15 protein-coding genes are annotated in these 17,563 nt (G+C 63.7%); 12 read left to right on the forward strand and 3 right to left on the reverse strand.

Translation table 11 applies throughout. The features are described 5' to 3' along the window. Window positions 1-5 precede the first annotated feature (5 nt). On the reverse strand, window positions 6-2,084 hold the full coding sequence (locus MJ205_RS23180) for an ATP-dependent helicase (RefSeq protein WP_239810550.1): 2,079 nt from the start codon (window positions 2,082-2,084) through the stop codon (window positions 6-8). Window positions 2,085-2,356: 272 nt separating this feature from the next. Here MJ205_RS23180 and MJ205_RS23185 point away from each other — a divergent pair, with 272 nt between their 5' ends. The 5 genes from MJ205_RS23185 (at window position 2,357) to MJ205_RS23205 (ending at window position 5,596) form a co-directional block, all read left to right on the forward strand. Then, window positions 2,357-3,061 carry a hypothetical protein gene (locus tag MJ205_RS23185; protein ID WP_239810551.1) on the forward strand — a complete coding sequence of 235 codons (705 nt, stop codon included), beginning with the start codon at window positions 2,357-2,359 and terminating at the stop codon, window positions 3,059-3,061. After that, entirely contained in the window at window positions 3,058-3,624 is a 567-nt protein-coding gene (locus tag MJ205_RS23190; protein WP_239810552.1) for a GTP-binding protein, read from the forward strand. The genes MJ205_RS23185 and MJ205_RS23190 overlap by 4 nt, the downstream gene beginning before the upstream one ends. Further along, window positions 3,621-4,019, forward strand: a complete 399-nt coding sequence (locus MJ205_RS23195; protein WP_239810553.1) for a roadblock/LC7 domain-containing protein — start codon at window positions 3,621-3,623, stop codon at window positions 4,017-4,019. Before MJ205_RS23190 ends, MJ205_RS23195 begins: the two co-directional genes overlap by 4 nt. Before the next feature lie 105 nt (window positions 4,020-4,124). Continuing rightward, entirely contained in the window at window positions 4,125-4,484 is a 360-nt protein-coding gene (locus MJ205_RS23200; RefSeq protein WP_239810554.1) for a hypothetical protein, read from the forward strand. A gap of 161 nt (window positions 4,485-4,645) precedes the next feature. Then, on the forward strand, window positions 4,646-5,596 hold the full coding sequence (locus tag MJ205_RS23205) for an AEC family transporter (RefSeq protein ID WP_239810555.1): 951 nt from the start codon (window positions 4,646-4,648) through the stop codon (window positions 5,594-5,596). A 17-nt stretch (window positions 5,597-5,613) separates the two neighbouring features. Here MJ205_RS23205 and priA read toward each other — a convergent pair whose 3' ends face one another. Beyond that, window positions 5,614-7,779: a replication restart helicase PriA gene (gene priA, locus MJ205_RS23210; RefSeq protein ID WP_446715096.1), complete on the reverse strand. Its 2,166-nt coding sequence runs from the start codon at window positions 7,777-7,779 to the stop codon at window positions 5,614-5,616. 734 nt (window positions 7,780-8,513) lie between these two features. On the opposite strand from priA, the gene MJ205_RS23215 reads away from it, so the two are divergent. The 6 genes from MJ205_RS23215 (at window position 8,514) to MJ205_RS23240 (ending at window position 16,029) form a co-directional block, all read left to right on the forward strand. Continuing rightward, a complete protein-coding gene (locus MJ205_RS23215) occupies window positions 8,514-9,344 on the forward strand; it encodes a lysophospholipid acyltransferase family protein (protein ID WP_239810556.1) in 831 nt (276 codons plus the stop codon). A 79-nt stretch (window positions 9,345-9,423) separates the two neighbouring features. Beyond that, entirely contained in the window at window positions 9,424-10,413 is a 990-nt protein-coding gene (locus MJ205_RS23220; protein WP_373450658.1) for a M48 family metallopeptidase, read from the forward strand. A 37-nt stretch (window positions 10,414-10,450) separates the two neighbouring features. Next, on the forward strand, window positions 10,451-10,882 hold the full coding sequence (locus MJ205_RS23225; protein ID WP_239810558.1) for a rhodanese-like domain-containing protein: 432 nt from the start codon (window positions 10,451-10,453) through the stop codon (window positions 10,880-10,882). Between the two features lie 182 nt (window positions 10,883-11,064). Beyond that, entirely contained in the window at window positions 11,065-11,811 is a 747-nt protein-coding gene (locus MJ205_RS23230; protein ID WP_373450657.1) for an ABC transporter permease, read from the forward strand. After that, window positions 11,801-13,186, forward strand: coding sequence for an ABC transporter ATP-binding protein (locus MJ205_RS23235; RefSeq protein WP_239810560.1), 1,386 nt, complete (start codon window positions 11,801-11,803; stop codon window positions 13,184-13,186). The genes MJ205_RS23230 and MJ205_RS23235 overlap by 11 nt, the downstream gene beginning before the upstream one ends. Next, window positions 13,183-16,029, forward strand: a complete 2,847-nt coding sequence (locus MJ205_RS23240; RefSeq protein WP_239810561.1) for a class I SAM-dependent methyltransferase — start codon at window positions 13,183-13,185, stop codon at window positions 16,027-16,029. Before MJ205_RS23235 ends, MJ205_RS23240 begins: the two co-directional genes overlap by 4 nt. Before the next feature lie 75 nt (window positions 16,030-16,104). Here MJ205_RS23240 and lysM read toward each other — a convergent pair whose 3' ends face one another. After that, window positions 16,105-16,569: a peptidoglycan-binding protein LysM gene (gene lysM, locus MJ205_RS23245; protein WP_239810562.1), complete on the reverse strand. Its 465-nt coding sequence runs from the start codon at window positions 16,567-16,569 to the stop codon at window positions 16,105-16,107. A gap of 179 nt (window positions 16,570-16,748) precedes the next feature. Between lysM and MJ205_RS23250 the strand changes: the two genes are divergently transcribed. After that, window positions 16,749-17,522, forward strand: coding sequence for a type III pantothenate kinase (locus MJ205_RS23250; RefSeq protein ID WP_239810563.1), 774 nt, complete (start codon window positions 16,749-16,751; stop codon window positions 17,520-17,522). The last annotated feature ends 41 nt before the right edge of the window (window positions 17,523-17,563 follow it).

Raw genomic sequence — 17,563 nt, forward strand, 5'->3', positions numbered from 1 at the left:
GATACTCAGTTCGAATCAGGGCTGGTGGCGGCGCTGCTCTGGGCCTTGCGCGCGAACTCTTCGCGCAGTTTGCGCAGTTTTTCGCGCGGGTCTTCGCGGGCGGTGCTGCTGTCCAGGCCCATCTCGGCGATGAAGCGGCTGGGCAGCGCAGAGACCAGCTCGCGCCCCTTTTTGCGCCGCTTGGTCCAGCTCACCGCCAGCGAGCGCTGGGCGCGCGTGATGCCGACATACATCAGGCGGCGCTCTTCCTGCAGGCGCTGTGCGGTGTCGTCGCTGACCTTTTGCTGGCGGCCATCATCGTCGTCGAGCTTGAAGGGCAGCAGCCCTTCGTTGACGCCGATCAGCATCACATGCGGCCATTCCAGGCCCTTGCTGGCATGCAGGGTGGACAGGATCACCATGTCCTGCTCCTTCTCGCGCTCGCTGATGGTCGACAGCAGCGCGATGGTCTGCGAGACTTCGAGCAGGCTCTTGGACTCGCTCACCGTCGTGGTGTCGGCCGCCGTTGTGGTCTGGCCACCGGCGCGCTGGGCCATCCAGTCGCAGAACTCCAACACATTGGTCCAGCGGGCGGCAGCGACCTTCTCGCTGTCTTCGGCGTCATAGAGATGCTGCTCGTAGCCGATCTCCTTGAGCCAGTCGAGCAGAAAGGCCAGTGATTCCTCGGCCCCCCGGGTCTGGCGGGCGCGGTATTCGAGGTCGTTGATATAGCGGCCAAACTCCAGCAGGCTCTCGCGCCCCTTGGCGGGCATCGCGTCTTCCAGCATGGCATTGAACAGCGCACCAAACATGCTGCAATGGTGGGCCTTGGAGAACTCGCCCAGGCGGCCCAAGGTGGTGTGGCCGATGCCGCGCTTGGGGTTGGTGATCGCGCGCAGAAAGGCCGGATCGTCGTCGTTGTTGATCCACAGCCTGAACCAGGCGCAGAGGTCGCGGATCTCGGCGCGGTCGAAAAAGCTGGTGCCGCCCGAGACCTTGTAGGGCACATTGGCCTTGCGCAACGCCTTCTCGAAGGGTTTGGCCTGGTGGTTGGCGCGGTAGAGGATGGCGAAATTCTTCCAGTCCGGCGGCGGGTTGGCCGCAGCGCGCAGGCTCAGGATGCGGGCGACGGCGCGCTCGGCCTCATGTTCTTCCGAGTCGCAGTCGACAATGCGCACCGGCTCGCCCTCGCCCAGCTCGGAAAACAAGGTCTTGGGAAACAGCTTGGGATTGGGCTGGATCACATTGTTGGCCGCACGCAGGATGGCGCTGGTCGAGCGGTAGTTCTGCTCGAGCTTGATGACCTTGAGCTGGGGGTAGTCGACCGGCAGCTTCTTGAGGTTGTCGAGGGTCGCGCCGCGCCAGCCGTAGATGCTCTGGTCGTCATCGCCCACGGCGGTGAGGTGGCCGCGCTCACCCACCAGCAGCTTGAGCAGCTCGTACTGGGTGGCATTGGTGTCCTGGTACTCATCGACCAGCACATGGCCGAGGTGGGCCTGCCATTTGGCTCGGACCTCGGGGTGGTCGCGCAGCAGCCGCAGCGGCATGCCGATCAGGTCGTCAAAGTCCACGCTCTGGTAGGCGGTCAGCCGCTCGTCATAGCGCTGCATCAGCACGGCAATGGCACGCTCGTTGTCATCGGCGGCCTGGGCCAGTGCCTCCTTGTAGTCGAGGCCCATGTTCTTCCACTTGCTGATGGTCCACTGCCACTGGCGTGCGGTGGCCACGTCGGCGGTGCCGCCGGCCGCGTCCTTGAGGATGCCGACCACATCGTCGCTGTCGAGAATGCTGAACTGCGGCTTGAGCCCCAGCACATGGCCGTCCTCGCGCACCATCTTCACCCCCAGCGCATGGAAGGTGCAGACCAGCACATCCTTGGCCTGGCGGCCGATGAGGCTCTTGGCGCGCTCGCGCATTTCGGAGGCGGCCTTGTTCGTGAAGGTGATCGCGGCAATCTTGCGGGGCGCCATGCCGGTCTCGATCAGACGGGCGATCTTGTGCGTGATCACCCGGGTCTTGCCCGATCCGGCGCCGGCCAGCACCAGGCAGGGGCCCTGGGTGTAATGCACGGCTTGTAATTGAGCGAGATTGAGACCAGCGGCCATGGTGGCGGAAGAACCTTTGCAGATCAATAAGGAAAGCGCAGAAGAATAGCCGCAACTGCGCGCGGCTGCAGATTCAGGCCTTTGGTTTTCATAGATTTGCTTACATAAAAAACCACAGTCGGCCTGTAATTGTCAATGAATGTAGAGCAGATGGTAAAACGTGCGGAGAAAAGCTTGCGTCTGACGAGCAAGCTTCTAGAATGCCGATAGCATTGCTTCTGCCAAGTGGCAAACCTTATAAATTAAGACAATAAAAGTGTAAATTAATCGCCATGCAGACCGCCGGTATTTCCGCAGAATTGCTCACTCCCAACAGCCGCCACCGCTTTGAGCAGCTGTATGGCGTGGCGTCGCGCAAATCGGTGCTCCCATGGAAGGAAGTGCCGCGGGATCGCGCCCAGCTGATTGTGCTGGACCAGGGCATGGCCGATGCGATCTCGTCGCTGGGCAAGGCGCCCTGCGTCGTCTGCATCGGACAGGTCAAGACCGCGATGCTCGACGGTGCCACCTGGGTGGGCCGGCTCGATGCGAACTACACCTTGAGCGATCTGATCGACATGTTCGACCGCGCGGCAGTCTTCCTGCTCGACTGGGATGCGCGCAACAAGGTCATGCGCAAGGAGTCGGAGCAGGCTGCTGCGCAGCCTGCCGCTGCTACCCCACAGGAGTTCCGCTACCAGCTCAAGTCCTGGGTATCCGTAGGCGCACCTTTCAATACCGGGGCCTGCATCCGCGCGCTGGCCCTGCTGTCGCGCGAACCCGTGTCCATTGCCCAGCTGTGTCTGCACAGCGGGCTCGATACGATGGTGGCGCGAGGCCTGCTGGTGGAGCTGGGCCGCCGCGGCGTACTGCGCGGCGTCGCGCTTCCGGCAATTCCCGCCGCTTCTTCCCCCTCCCATCCCCGCGAGCCGCTACACTCCAAAGGATTGCTCAGCCGTTTAGGGCGATGGATACGAGGGGGAGGTAAGCCGGGATGAACCAAGAAGCAGGCGGAACAGGGCCGCACAAGATGCCGCGCATTGCGCTGTGCGGGCCCATGGGCATTGGCAAGACGACCGCAGTGCGCTCACTGTGCGGTGCGCTGATGTCCAGCTCCGATGTCCGCAACCTGGATCTGGCGGCCCATAGCAAGGAGCTCACCACGGTCGGCACCGAGTTCGGCGAGATCGATCTGGGCGGTGGCGAAGTGGTGCAGATCTGCGGTTGCCCGGGCCAGGAACGTTTCAGCTTTGTGCGCCAATGGGTGCTGTCCGTGTCGATGGGTGTGTTCATCATGACCGATGTGAACAGCCCCCACAGTCTGGCCGAGACCAACCGCATCCTGGACGAAATCCGGCAGCTGCCGCGCCCACCTGTTGCGCTGGTGCTGAGCGCACGTCCGGCAACAACACAACAAATTGAAACATTCGCCCAAGGCGTGTATTCTGCGGGCCATGGGGTGATTCCCGTTCTGGAAGCCGATCCACGCGACCGTGGGCAGCTGCTGGATGCGATGAGCGTCCTTGTTTCCATGCTGTCTCTGCAAAGCGAGAATTCATGACTGCATCTCAACCTCTGATCCCTGCCCAGGTCGTCAAGGCAGGCCAGCAGGCCCTTGATAGGTATATTGGCCCTGTTGATGGTGTACGCGTGGCACTGCTGAGTACGCCCGATGGATTTGAAATTGCGTCGTTGCGCACGAACAGCGAGCTGCAGCTCAATCGCCTGTCGGCGATGGCGGGATCTCTGATGGCGATGGCTCGTGCCGTGGGCCGGGAGATCAACCACACCGGCTGCAAGCGGCTGACCTTTGAGACCGAGACCGGCGTGGTCGTGTTCCAGTCGGTCACCTCCGAGTTTCCTTGCATCCTGTGCATGGTGCTCGATACCAATGCGATCCTCGGTCGTGTGCTGTGGGCAGCCGCCGAGGTGGGCGCCGAGATGAATAAAGTCTGACAGCGTGGGGCCGTTCCAGGCCCCGGCTGTGGATAACCGCTGGGGCGCCGCACTGGCCGCCTGCAGTGGTCACGATAATCCGCCAGTGTGCAAAGGGGGAGTGAGATGGCATCGGTTCAAGAAGCGTTGACGCAACTTTTGACGGTCGATGGCGCGATGTGCGCCGCATTGGTCGACAGTGGCAGCGGCATGCTGCTGGGCAGTGCGGGATCCGGTCTGGATCTGGAGCTGGCAGCGGCGGGCAACACCGAGGTGGTGCGGGCCAAGCTCAAGACGATGAAATCGCTGGGGCTGCAGGACTCCATCGACGACATCCTGATCACGTTGGGCTCGCAATACCACATCATCCGCCCGGTAGCGCAGAAGGAAGGCCTGTTCCTGTACCTGGTGCTGGACAAGCAGCGCAGCAACCTGGCACTGGCCCGGCGCAAATGCGCGGAAGTGGAAAAACTGGTGACGATCTAGGTTTTTAAGATCGTTCCAGGCGCTGATACGGCTTTCTGCCGGATCCGGGTCTGACAAGACCGGCCCTGCGTATGGCCGGTCTTTTCTTTTAGGGGGCGGGCGCATCGCTGCCGGTCCCTCTCGCTACATCTGCGCTGGCGCATTCTGGGCACAATCGAGCCGTGCTGTCCGTCTTCCTCGTCACCTTTCCATTCTTTGCGCTGGTGCTGTGCGGCTTTGTGGCCACGCGGCGCGGCATCTTCCCGCTGCCAGCGATTGCCGGCGTGAATGCCTTTGTGCTGTACTTTGCGCTGCCTTGCATGCTGTACAAGGCCGGCTCATCGCTGCCCTTTGCGCAGCTGATGAACCTGCCCATTCTGCTGCTGTATGTGCTGTGCCAGTTGCTGCTGGTGGCCGGCTGCGTGGCGGGCGCGCGCCTGCGCGGCATGGACTGGAACAACAGTGCCTTTGGCGCCCTGGTGACGGCCTTTCCCAATACCGGTTTCATGGGCCTGCCGCTCCTGGTGGCGCTGCTGGGCGAAGCGGCAGCCGGCCCGGCGATCGTGACCATGCTGGTGGACATGGTGTTCACCACCTCGCTGTGCCTGGCACTGTCGCGCATGGATGGCGCCGCGGGCAATGCGCGGGCAGCGCTGCTCAAGGCGCTCAAAGGTGTGCTCACCAACCCCATGCCCTGGGCCATCCTGCTGGGCGCGCTGGCCTCGTTCATGGAATGGACGCTGCCCCAGGCGCTGGACCAGACCGCTGGCCTGCTGGGCAGCGCTGCGACACCGGTGGCGTTGTTTGCCGTGGGCGCGGTGCTGGCCCGCTCCAAGATGGTGGAGGAAGAGTACGCCACGCCCGCCAGCTATGTGCCGCTGGCGCTGGTCAAGCTCTTCGTGCATCCGCTGCTGGTGCTGGGCCTGGGCCACGCCGCCATTGCCGCAGGGCTGCCGATCAACCGTTTTGCGTTGCTGGTCGTGGCGCTGGTGGCGGCGTTGCCGAGCGCCAGCAATGTCACCTTGCTGGCCGGACGCTATGGCGCCCACAATGGGCGCATTGCGCACATCATCCTGGTCAGCACCGCGCTGGCCTTTGTCAGCTTTTCGGTGGCGGTCAGCTGGCTGGTCTGAGGGCGCTGCGCCGCGTTTCAGATGGCCTGAGGGTCGACATCGACCAGCCAGCGCACCAGACCCTTGTGCTCCGGGTGCGCGCGCAACCAGTGCAGGCAGGGCTGCCAGGCACGCAGGAACTGCTGCAAGGCCTTGCGTGACGGACTTTCGATCAGCATCTGGGCCCGCTCCACGTTGGCGACCCGCTGCATGGACAGCGGAATGGGCGGGTAGACAAAGACCTCGCTGCCTTCCAGCAGTTGCTGGCTCTGCGCCAGCTCCGAAGCGGCGCGCAAAAAGGCCTGGGCTTCCTGTTGCGAGCGGGCATCGGCGCGGATGATGGCCTGGTGGGCAAACGGGGGCATGGCTGCATCGCGCCGCTCCTGGAGCTGCTGGGCGGCAAAGCCGCTGTAGTCCCACTGGCGCAGGGCCTGGTAGACGGCATGCTCGGGCTGCTGCGTCTGCAGCCACATCTCCACCGCGCTGCCCTGGGCGGCGACATAGGCGGCATCGCGCCCGGCGCGGCCGGCGGCCTGCAGCAGCAGCGAGAACAGCCGCTCGGGCGCACGAAAGTCGCTGGACATCAGCGCATCATCGGGCTGCACGGCGGCGACCAAGGTCACGCGCCGGAAATCATGGCCCTTGGCGACCATTTGCGTGCCGACCAGCACATCGACATCGCCGGCATGCACATCAGCCATTTTTTCTGCCAGCGCACCTTTTGCCTTGGTGGTGTCGGCATCGATGCGGGCGATGCGGGCCGGCTGGCCGTCGGGGCGCTGCACATTGCGCAGCAGGCGCTCCAGTGCTTCTTCGAGCTGCTCGGTGCCTTTGCCCAGCGGCAGGATGTCCGGGTTGCCGCAGCTGGTGCAGGCCAGTGGCACGCGCTGGCTGTAACCGCAGTGGTGGCAGCGCAGCGTACGGTCCACCTTGTGGAAGACCTGGTGCGCGCTGCAGTGCGGGCAATCGCTTTTCCACCCGCAGTCGCCGCAGAACAGCACGGGCGCAAATCCGCGCCGGTTGAGCAGCACCAGCGCTTGCTCGCCGCGCTCCACGCGCTGCGTGATGGCTTGCACAAGCGCGGGCGAGAACAGTGTCTGGCGCGGCTGCTGGCGCATATCGACGAGACGCAGCCGGGGCATCTGCCCGGCGCCAATGCGGCTGGGCATGGCCAGCCGCAGGTAGCGGCCGCCCGCATCCTTGCCGCTGGCAGGGCGGCTGGCCCACCAGCTCTCGAGCGACGGGGTGGCCGAGCCGAGGATCACCTGGGCTTGCAGGTCATGGCCGCGCCAGATGGCCAGGTCGCGTGCCGAGTAACGCGCCCCTTCCTGCTGCTTGTAGCTGGCGTCATGTTCTTCATCGACGATCAGCAGCTGCAGATGCGGCATGGAGGCAAACACGGCCATGCGCGTGCCCAGCACGATGCGGGCCTGGCCGGTGTGGGCGGCGAGCCAGCTTTTGAGGCGCTGCGCTGCGGTCATCCCGCTGTGCATGCTGACGACCGCGTCGGGGCCCAGCGTCGCTGAAAAGCGCGCCTGGAACCGCGCTTCCAATTGCGGCGTGAGGTTGATTTCCGGCACCATCACCAGAACCTGGGCGCGGGGATCGCGCTGAAACAAGGCCTGCGCCTGGTGCAGATAGACTTCGGTCTTTCCGCTGCCCGTGCTGCCAAAAAGCAGAAAAGGTCCTGTATTTTTATCTATCTGGGCACAAACTTCCATCTGCTCCTGGCTCAGGGCCAGGGCTTGGTCGGCAGCGACCTCACCGCTCGGAGCCGTTTTCTTGCGTTTGAGGCGCCGTGCCCATTGCTCCACGGTCAGGTCTCGCAACGCCGGAGGCAGCGTTGCAATCGCCATTTCACCCAAACTGCGTTGGTAATAACGGGCCGCAAAATGCACTAAACGCAGCCAACTTTCAGGCAAGGGGGCGATGGCTTCGAGCACTGCGGTGATAGGCTTGATCTTTTCCGGGTCGCCAGCAAAAGCTGTGTCGATGCCCCAGACGACCCCCATCACTTCCCGCTTGCCCAGGGGCACCCGCACCAGGGTGCCGGGGGGCAGTGGCTGGTCGGCGCAGTAGGTGAGCAGTTCACTGGCCGCGCTGATGGCGCTGTAGGCGGGCGTGTGGACGGCGATGGACAGCAGAATCAAGGCGCAAGGATCGGTGGTGCGGGGGAGCTCCGAGTGTAGCGACTGGCCCGGCATGGCACTGCCCGGGCTCACACAGGTGCCCGAGCCTTCCAGTACGGTGTTTATCCTGATTGCGCCCGGAGGTACGGCCACCCGGTAACAAACCAAAGAACTTATACACAAGGCAAATCACAAGAGAAATCAATAGCTGGCTTCGATTTCTGTGGATAACTTTGTTGAAATATCGGCTGTCTGATCTGGATCAGAATTACCACACATTGTCCAATGGCTTGGCATAAGCGCTGACAAAATTTTTTTATATATATCTTTCATTGGGTTATATTTTTTGTTCGCTGCATGCGCCCGATAGCCGCAGGATATTGTGCTAGAGGGCCTGCTTTCCACATTGTGTGTATAAGTGCTTGCTCCGTTGCGGTGCCCGGGCCTGAGCGGGATCCAGACCCCGCTGCGCTTATCCACAATTTCTCGTTAAACAGCTGAGTTATCCACTGCAATTCTTTGATGGCATTGGAAAAAATAGTGCTTCAACGGGAACTTCCGCAAGCATGCGCTGCGCGTCAGCTGCATTTGCAGCGCACGGGGGCTTCGGCTTCCGATATGATTCAGAGCCGTTCCCTGGCGGGCAGGGCCCACCGCTGTCCTGATCCCGCTGATGCACGTGCCAACGCATCGGTCCAGCGCTGGCTGCATGATGCAGCTGCGCCGGTTCCTGGCTTGCAGTTGGGCCTGCCGACGTTGCCAGCCGAAGTCCCGACTTTTTGCGTTCTCCCTGCTTTCCTACTTGCTCCATGTCTCTGATCCGATCGATTCTGCACACGCTCTTCATGAGCCTGACGGTGATCCCCTACACCCTGACCATCCTGCTGCTGCGGGTGTGCGGTGCCAGCAGCCGGGCCCGTTATGCAGTGGCGCGCCGCTGGCTCAAGCTGTCGGCAGACAGCGCTGGCTGGTTCTGCGGCATTCGGGTGCGTATCCAGGGCATGGAGAATCTGCCCGTCGCCGGCCAGCCCGGCAGTGACAAGGGTGTGGTGCTGCTGTGCAAGCACCAGTCGACCTTTGAGACCTTTCTGATGCCCGCCATCATGCCGACGCCGCTGGCCTATGTGTTCAAAAAGGAGTTGCTGAAGATTCCTTTCTTTGGCTGGTCCATCGGCAGCCTGGACATGATCCATATCGACCGCAAGGACGGCAGCCGCGCGTTCCACAAGGTGGTGGAGCAGGGCAAACGCCTGCTGGGCCAGGGCATCTGGGTGATCATGTTCCCCGAAGGCACGCGCATTGCACGCGGTGAAAGCGGCGAGTACAAGACGGGCGCGACACGCCTGGCGATCATGGCTGGTGCCCGGGTGGTGCCGATTGCGGTGACGTCTGCCAAATGCTGGCCGCGCAAGGCTTTTGTCAAGACGCCAGGCATTGTCGATGTGTCCGTCGGCAAGCCTATCGACAGCCAGGGCCGCAAGCATGATGAGTTGATGGCGGAGGTGGAGTACTGGATCGAGTCCGAAATGCGCCGCCTGGACCCGGAGGCCTATGTGGGCAAGCCTGCGCTGCAGGCGCCTGCAACGGCAGTGGCGGCGGCACCGTCCGCAGCTGCCGGGCCGGGTGCGGCCGCCCACTAAAGGACAATGGCTGCTGTGTCCGCCGCTGAGCGCGCCTTGCTGAGGTTCTGCCGCAGAACGGGGTATGGCCATGGTTGATGTGCGTCGCCTGGTGCAGATGGCGCTGGACCTGTGGGAGCGCAGCGAGCCGGCTGCCGCTGCAGCGCCGGTGCCGCCACCGCCTCCAGCGGCCGCGGCGATAGCGGATGCCAGGCCGGTGTCACTGCCCGATTCCGCGCCTGCGGCGCCCCCGCTGCGCCTGCCAGTGCCACCTCCCGCACCGGTCGCCCGCCCCGCTGCCCCTGCGGCACCGGCCTCCTTGCAGGCACACCCCGCTGCCAATCGCAGCATCCTGTTGCAAGGCCAGCGGGTGGCCTACTTGCTCCAGCGCGCCAAGCGGCGCAGCATTGGCTTTGTGGTGAGCGAAGACGGATTGGTCGTGCGTGCGCCGCGCTGGGTGACGCAACCGGGTATTGACGAAGCGCTGCAGGACAAGGCCGGCTGGATTGTGCGCAAGATCGCCGAAATGCAGCAGCGGCGTGCCAGCAGCCTGAGCGCCAGCATCCAGTGGGAAGACGGCGCCAGCCTGCCGTTTCTAGGGCAGCCACTGCAACTGGTGGTGGACAGTGAGCAGCGCGTGGCGCGCTCCGGGGCGGTCTGGCGGGTCGAGGAAGATGTGCCGGGCTCGCCCTCGCGCCTGTACCTGGCGCTGCCTCCTAGTGCGGGGCGCACGCAGATTCGTGATCTGGTGCAGGCCTGGTTCATCCAGAGTGCACGTCAGCATTTCCTGGCGCGGCTGGCCCATTTTGCGCCGCTGCTGGGGGTGCACTACACCAGCTTGCGCCTGTCGAGTGCCGAGACGCGCTGGGGCAGCGCCAAGTCCGATGGATCGATCCGACTGAACTGGCGGCTGATGCACTATGCGCCGGCCGTCATCGACTATGTGGTGGCCCATGAGCTGGCCCATTTGCGGGTGATGGACCACAGCCCCCGTTTTTGGGACACCGTGGCCGAGGTGGTGCCTGACCACCGCGCGCTGCGCCAGCAACTGAAGGACATGCCGGCCCCGCCCTGGGACCGGGCAGCGTAGCGGGGCTGGACCTACCCGCACTATTGAAGAGGTGTCTATGAGCTTGACCGCAGAACAGCAGACCATCGTGCCTGCCAATGGCTATGCCGGTGATATTGGTGCCCGGCTGGCTTGGCACTGGGTGCAAAACCAGCAGGCGGTGCTGGTCGATGTGCGCACGGATGCAGAACGTGCCTGGGTCGGGCAGGTGCCCGGCGCCGTCGCCATTGCCTGGAAGCAGTGGCCGGATATGGCGATGAACCCCGATTTCGATGCCCAGCTGCTGGCACTGGCCCAGCGGGCGCCGGGCGCCAAGATCGTGCTGCTGTGCCGCAGCGGGGTGCGCTCGGTAGCGGCGGCGCAGCGCGCCAGCCAGTTGGGGCTGGAGGCCTACAACATCCTGCAGGGCTTTGAGGGCGATGCGAATGCCCAGGGTCAACGCGGGCAGCTCGGGGGCTGGCGTTACCAGGGTTTGCCCTGGTCCCAATGAGCGCCGTAATCGTCGCTGCTTGTAACCGGGCTGCTTGCGAGGCAGTCGGAATACGGCTGACCCTGTAAACTTGTCCGCCTCATGATGGATGGAGTGACACATTGACTGTCGGTGTAGGCAGCGCCGCCTCTGCGCGCGCATTGGTGGATAGCGTGCGTGTGCACTGGCCGCTGGTGGTCAAGATGACGCGTCGTGAAGTGAGTGAGCGCTTCAAGGGATCGCTAGGCGGATGGCTGTGGGCGGTGCTGATACCGCTGTCCATGCTGGTGATCTACACCTTCGTGTTCTCCGTGGTGTTCAAGGCGCGCTGGGGTGAGGGGCCGGAGTCCAAGACCCAGTTCGCGATGGTGCTGTTTGCCGGACTGATCGTCTACGGACTGTTTTCCGATGTGCTCAACCGTGCGCCCCATCTGGTGCTGGCCAATGTGAACTACGTCAAGCGCGTGGTGTTCCCGCTGGAGATTCTGGTGGTGGTGGCCGTCTGCTCGGCCCTGTTCCAGGCGCTGGCCAGCCTGGCGGTACTGCTGGTGGCGCTTTTGGTGCTCAATGGCAAGATCCCGCTGACCGCCGTGCTGCTGCCGGTGGTCTGGATGCCCTTGGTGCTGCTCAGTGTCGGCGTGGGCTGGTTCTTTGCGTCGCTGGGTGTATTTGCCCGCGATCTCAAGCAGATCACCGGTGTGATGACGACCATGCTGATGTTCATCTCGCCGATTTTCTTCCCGGTGCACGCACTGCCTGCCAGCTTTCAAACCGCGATGTGGCTCAATCCGCTGACTTTTTTCATTGAACAGACGCGCGCCGTGCTGATCTGGGGCCGCATGCCGGACTGGACCGGCTGGGCGATCAGCATGCTGGCCTGCAGCCTGGTGGCCTGGCTGGGCTTCGCCTGGTTCCAGAAGACGCGCAAGGGATTTGCCGATGTCCTCTGAATCTCTGGCACTGGACGTACAGGGCCTGGGCAAGTGCTTCCATATCTATGACGCGCCCGGCGACCGCTTGCGGCAGTTCGTGATGCCGCGCCTCTCGCGCCTGCTGGGGCGTGAGGCCAAGCCCTACCACCGGGAGTTCTGGGCGCTGCGCGGGCTGGACCTGCAGGTGGCCAGAGGTGAGACCATTGGCATCATCGGCCGCAATGGCTCGGGCAAGTCCACCTTCTTGCAGATGGTCTGCGGCACCTTGGCGCCCAGCTGCGGCGCGGTGACCACCCACGGCCGCATCGCCGCGCTGCTGGAGCTGGGCGCCGGCTTCAACCCCGAGTTCTCGGGCCGGGACAATGTGGTGATGAACGCGGCACTGCTGGGGCTGAGCGATGCACAGATCGCCGAGCGCTTTGACTCGATTGCCGCCTTTGCCGATATTGGCGAGTTCATCGACCAGCCGGTCAAGACCTATTCCAGCGGCATGTATGTGCGGCTGGCCTTTGCGGTGATTGCGCATGTGGACGCCGATATCCTGGTGGTCGACGAGGCACTGGCTGTGGGCGATGCGGTGTTCACCCAGAAGTGCATGCGTTTTCTGCGCAGCTTCATGGAGCGGGGCACCTTGCTTTTTGTCAGCCACGATACGGCTGCCATCAAGAGCCTGTGCGACCGCGTGGTCTGGATCGACAAGGGCCAGGTGATGCAGATCGGACCGACCAAGGAGGTCTGCGACCGCTACATGCAGGCCTGCTATGAGGCCGAGCAGGGCAGTGGCCCGGCGGCAGCAGCGCCACCAGCAGCACCTGTGTTCGACGCCAGTCTGCCCTGGCATGACCAGCGGCGCGATTTCTTCCGCGCACAGCCGCTGCGCAATGACATCGAGGTGTTTCGCTTCAACCCCGAGGCGCCTTCGTTCGGCCTGGGTGGCGCTCGCATCACTGGCGCCTGGCTGATGGATACGCAGCAGCGTCCCCTGCACTGGGTGGTGGGGGGTGAGCCGGTGGTCTTGCGCATTCAGGCGCAGTGCCACCAGCCCCTGGCTTCGCCCATCGTCGGCTTTGTGGTCAAGGACCGCACCGGCCAGGCCGTTTTTGGCGACAACAGCTATTTGAGCTATCTGGGCCAGCCCGTGGCCTGTGCCAGCGGCCAGGTCCTGCAGGCCGAGTTCAGTTTTGACATGCCCCGGATGCCGGTGGGCCATTACGCGATCGACGTCGCGCTGGCCGATGGCTCGCAGCACGACCATGTGCAGCAACACTGGATCCAGGATGCGCTGCACTTCAAGTCCGAATCCACGAACATGGCCACCGGTCTGCTTGGGATTCCGATGCGGTCCATCGTGCTGCAGGCCGGCCAGGCGCAACAGGAAACCTCTTCCCCATGAACCGTATGACAGACTTCCCGGTGCAGGCACGCGCCGACTATGACTGGCTGCTTCCCGCCGCCTTGTTGGAACCCTACCATCTGACCCACCCCGCGCCTTGGGCGGGGCATATTCCGTTTGCCGCATGGCTGATGGCGGTGGCGCAGCCGCGCAGTCTGGTGGAGTTGGGGGCGTATTCCGGCATCTCCTACCTGGCTTTTTGCCAGGCCATTGCCGAGCAAGGCTTGATGACGCGCACCTATGCGGTCGACACCTGGGAGGGCGATGCGCATGCTGGCGCCTACGGCGAGGGCATTTATGCCAGCCTGCGCCAGGCCCATGACCCGCACTACACCCAGTTCTCGACCTTGATGCGCATGCGCTTTGACGAAGCCCTGCCCAGCTTTGCCGATGGCAGTGTCGATGTGCTGCATATCGATGGCCTGCACACTTACGAGGCAGTGCGCCATGATTTCGAGACTTGGCTGCCCAAGCTGAGCGAGCGCGGTGTGGTGCTGTTCCACGACAGCAATGTGCACCGTGATGACTTTGGCGTGCACCAGCTCTGGGCGGAGCTGGAGGGGCGTTACCCGAGCCTGCACTTTCCGCACAGCAATGGCCTGGGCGTGCTGCTGGTGGGCGCGCAGCAGCCTGCGTTGCTGCGCCGGCTGTGTGACCGCAGTGATGCGGTGTTTCAGCGCGAGGTCTGCCGGGTGTTTGCGACGCTGGGAGCACGGCTGGAGGTCAAGGCCGAGATGATGGCGCTGCAGCATGCGCTGGGTGATCGGCAGCAGCATATCCAGACGCTGGAAACGGCCGGCCAGCAGCGCCACAGCTGGATCGAGAAGCTCGATGGCGATATCCGCAGCCTGGAGCTGGAGCGCGAGCAGCTGCGTGCGCATCTGGAGGGCTCCCAGGCCCAGGCCCAGCACAGCCAGAATGCGCTGGAGCAAGCCCAGGCCCAGGCCCAGTGGCTGACCGCCCGCCAGCAGCAGCAAGACATCAAGCTGCTGGCGCTGCAGCAGGACCTCGCCCAGAAGCAGTGGCAGATCGAGCAGCAGACCCAGCAGATGCAGGCGCTGGCGCGCCAGCTGTCGCCGCTGTGGCGGCTCACCGATTTGCTGCGCAAATGCAAGCGTGCCGTGTTCCGCATCAAGCAGAAACTGGCGCCCTATGAGCCCGCCCTGGTTCGGCGTGTGCGCCACGCGCTGCGCCGCAAGATGCGCCAGGCCGGTGGCGCACCTATACCCGCGGTAGCGCTGCTGCCCGGCAGCAACCGCCATTACGGCATTTTGGCGACAGCGCACACGCAGTTTGTCGCGCATGCGCTGGCCCGGGTGCTGCGCAAGGCGGGCTTTGAGGTGAGCCTGTTCCAGGATGTGCCCCCCGAAGGCTTTGGGCTGGACATGTACATCGTGGTCTGCCCACAGATGTTCAAGCAGCTGCCCCCGGGGGAGAGGCGTATCGTCTTCCAGATGGAGCAAAGCGTGAGTCCGCGCTGGTTCACTGACGAGTACCTGGCGATTTTGGAAAACTCGCGGTCCGCCTGGGACTATGCGCCGGCCAATCTGGCCTTTCTGGAGACCAAGGGAATTCGTTACCCCCACACCTTCCTGGTGCCGATCGGTGGCGTCGCCGCGTATTCGCAGCTGCTGCAGGACTGCGGCGAGCCGGCTTTGCCGGAGGTGGAACCGGGCTGCGACGTGCTGTTCTATGGCGATGTCAACGCCCCGCGTCGCCAGGAGATGCTGCAGGCGCTGCAGCGCCAGTTCTCGGTGCGGATCGAAGGCAATCTGTTTGGCGATGCCTTGCGCCAGGCGGTGCGCCAGGCGCGGGTGGTCGTCAATATCCACTACTACGAAGGTGCGCTGCTGGAGACCACCCGGGTCTACGAGTGCCTGAGCCTGGGCACGCCGGTGGTGACCGAGAGCAGTGCCGATATCCACCAGCATGCGGCCTTGCTGGACAACCCCGCGCTGCGGGTGACGCCGGTGGGCGATGCCCAGGCGATGGTGCAGGCGGTGCAGGAGATGCTGCAGCTGCAAGCGCAGGCGCCCGGGCAGGTGCAGCGTGGGCTGGCGGACGAGCTTGCCCGCAGCGGCCAGCAGTTCGAATTCATGGTGCTGCGCGCCCTCTATGCGCTGGGACGGATTGACACCGCACAGTGGGAGGCGCTGACCTCGTCGCAACCCTTGCCAGGCCGCTGCATGGTACTGAGCATGCCCGAGACCGTGCGCCGCCGTGCGCATTTCATCGAGCAGACCCTGCCGGGCCTGCAGACGGAGGTGAAAGTGTTTGACGGCGTGCGTTACAGCCCTGGCTGGTTGGGCTGTGCCATGAGCTACCAGTATCTGGCACGCAAGGCTTTGCAGACCGGGGTGGCGCAGCTGGAGATCATGGAAGACGATGTCGAGATGCCGCCCGACTATGCCCAGCGCCGGGCACGCATTGATGGCTGGTTGGACGCGCATCCTGGCGAGTGGGATATCTTTGCCGGCCTGATCGCCAAGATCCACCCGGGTACCCAGGTGCTGGAGGTGCAGGAGCAGGACGGCGAGACCTTTGTGGTGCTGGACCGCATGACCAGCATGGTGCACAACATCTACGCGCAGCCTGCATTGGAGGCACTGGCGCAGTGGGATTCGTCGATGCGCGATCCGCACACCAACACCATCGACAGCTACCTGCAGGGCCGCGCGCAGATGCGGGTCGTCACTACCTTGCCTTTCCTGGTGGCCCACACCACCGATATGGATTCCTCCCTCTGGGGCATCAACAACCACGAATACCTGGCCGTCATCTACAAGGCGGAGCAGGATTTGCGGCAACTGGTCGATCGTTTCAAGCAGGCGCAGGGCCGCTGACCTGCTAGCCTGGATAAAAAAATCCCGCACCGGCCGAGCCGTGTGCGGGATTTTCGATTCAGGGCTGGGCCTGGATTACAGCGCAGGAATGCGCAGCTTCTGGCCGGGGTAGATCTTGTTGGGGTCGCTCAGCATCGGCTTGTTGGCCTCAAAGATGGTCATGTACTTGTTGGCATCGCCGTACATCTTCTTCGAGATGCCCGACAGCGTGTCGCCCGAGACCACATCGTAGTACTTGGCTTCTGGCTCGGGGTTGGTGACGGTCATCTGGTTATCCACGTCGCTGACGCTGGAGACGTTGCCGCAGCACAGCGTGACCTTTTCCTTGGCAGCCTGGGTGGGTGCCACACCCGTCACGGTGACCTTGCCAGCGTCGAAGGCGACCTTCACATCGGATACGCCCAGGTTCTGGGTGCCGATGTATTTTTCGATGGCCGCGCCTGCCGCCGCGTTCAGGTCTTGCGGTGCGCTCGCAGCAGCAGCTTCTTTGCCGCCAAACAATTTTTCACCGGCTTCCTTGATAAAGCTGAACAGTCCCATGGTGACTCCTAGAGGGTTGGTTACAGGAAGCATTCAATATATAGGGGAATGGCAAAGGTATGAAGTCGGACAGAACCGCTTGAAAAAAATTCACAGTGCAGAGGCCGTTCATCCTTGGCGCCGCGCGGATGTTGCACGGGCAACAAGGCCGGCGGCTAAAAAGGCCGATAATGCCGCCCATGCATTTTCTGGCCATCGACGTAGGGAACACACGCCTCAAGTGGGCGATGTATGACGCAGCACAACCTGGCGCCGCTGTGCTGGCCCATGGCGTGGAGTTTTTGGACAACATCGAGCGTCTGGCCGAGGGCAGCTGGGCCGAGTTGCCGGAGCCGCAACATATGCTCGGCTGCGTGGTGGCTGGCGATGTGGTGCGCCGCCGCGTGCAGGCGCAGATGGACATCTGGGATCTGGCGCCGAACTGGGTGGTGTCCTCCAACGCCGAGGCGGGCCTGACCAATGGCTACGACCACCCCAGCCGCCTGGGCACGGACCGCTGGGTGGCGATGGTGGGTGCCTGGCACCATGTGCTGGCCCAGGGGCGCCAGCGCCCGGTGGTCGTGGTCATGGTGGGTACGGCGGTCACTGTCGAAGCCATTGATGCCGATGGCAAGTTTCTGGGCGGTTTGATCCTGCCGGGCCACGGCATCATGCTCAAGGCACTGGAGTCGGGCACCGCCGGTCTGCATGTGCCTACCGGCGAGGTGCGGCCGTTCCCCACCAATACCAGCGATGCGCTGACCAGCGGCGGCACCTATGCGATCGCTGGTGCGGTCGAACGCATGGTGCAGCATGTGACCGCCCACTGCGGGCAGGAGCCTGCCTGTGTGATGACAGGCGGTGCGGGCTGGAAGATGATGCCGAGCATGACCCGGCCCTTTGAACTGGTCGAGAACCTGATTTTTGACGGCCTGCTGCATATTGCCCGCAGCCGTTTTGGTTCGGCGGCCTGACACTTATCCACATGCGGTTACAGCGATAGCCCCTGGATGGG

It is taken from the genome of Comamonas sp. B21-038, assembly GCF_022387135.1.
GTDB lineage: Bacteria > Pseudomonadota > Gammaproteobacteria > Burkholderiales > Burkholderiaceae_C > Comamonas > Comamonas sediminis.

What these genes read in the sequence shown, in the direction of transcription:
- MJ205_RS23180 (WP_239810550.1), bottom strand. Translation starts at nt 2,084, where the DNA reads ATGGCCGCTGGTCTCAATCTCGCTCAATTACAAGCCGTGCATTACACC.
- MJ205_RS23185 (WP_239810551.1), top strand. Translation starts at nt 2,357, where the DNA reads ATGCAGACCGCCGGTATTTCCGCAGAATTGCTCACTCCCAACAGCCGC.
- MJ205_RS23190 (WP_239810552.1), top strand. Translation starts at nt 3,058, where the DNA reads ATGAACCAAGAAGCAGGCGGAACAGGGCCGCACAAGATGCCGCGCATT.
- MJ205_RS23195 (WP_239810553.1), top strand. Translation starts at nt 3,621, where the DNA reads ATGACTGCATCTCAACCTCTGATCCCTGCCCAGGTCGTCAAGGCAGGC.
- MJ205_RS23200 (WP_239810554.1), top strand. Translation starts at nt 4,125, where the DNA reads ATGGCATCGGTTCAAGAAGCGTTGACGCAACTTTTGACGGTCGATGGC.
- priA (WP_446715096.1), bottom strand. Translation starts at nt 7,779, where the DNA reads ATGCCGGGCCAGTCGCTACACTCGGAGCTCCCCCGCACCACCGATCCT.
- MJ205_RS23215 (WP_239810556.1), top strand. Translation starts at nt 8,514, where the DNA reads ATGTCTCTGATCCGATCGATTCTGCACACGCTCTTCATGAGCCTGACG.
- MJ205_RS23225 (WP_239810558.1), top strand. Translation starts at nt 10,451, where the DNA reads ATGAGCTTGACCGCAGAACAGCAGACCATCGTGCCTGCCAATGGCTAT.
- MJ205_RS23230 (WP_373450657.1), top strand. Translation starts at nt 11,065, where the DNA reads ATGACGCGTCGTGAAGTGAGTGAGCGCTTCAAGGGATCGCTAGGCGGA.
- MJ205_RS23235 (WP_239810560.1), top strand. Translation starts at nt 11,801, where the DNA reads ATGTCCTCTGAATCTCTGGCACTGGACGTACAGGGCCTGGGCAAGTGC.
- MJ205_RS23240 (WP_239810561.1), top strand. Translation starts at nt 13,183, where the DNA reads ATGAACCGTATGACAGACTTCCCGGTGCAGGCACGCGCCGACTATGAC.
- lysM (WP_239810562.1), bottom strand. Translation starts at nt 16,569, where the DNA reads ATGGGACTGTTCAGCTTTATCAAGGAAGCCGGTGAAAAATTGTTTGGC.
- MJ205_RS23250 (WP_239810563.1), top strand. Translation starts at nt 16,749, where the DNA reads ATGCATTTTCTGGCCATCGACGTAGGGAACACACGCCTCAAGTGGGCG.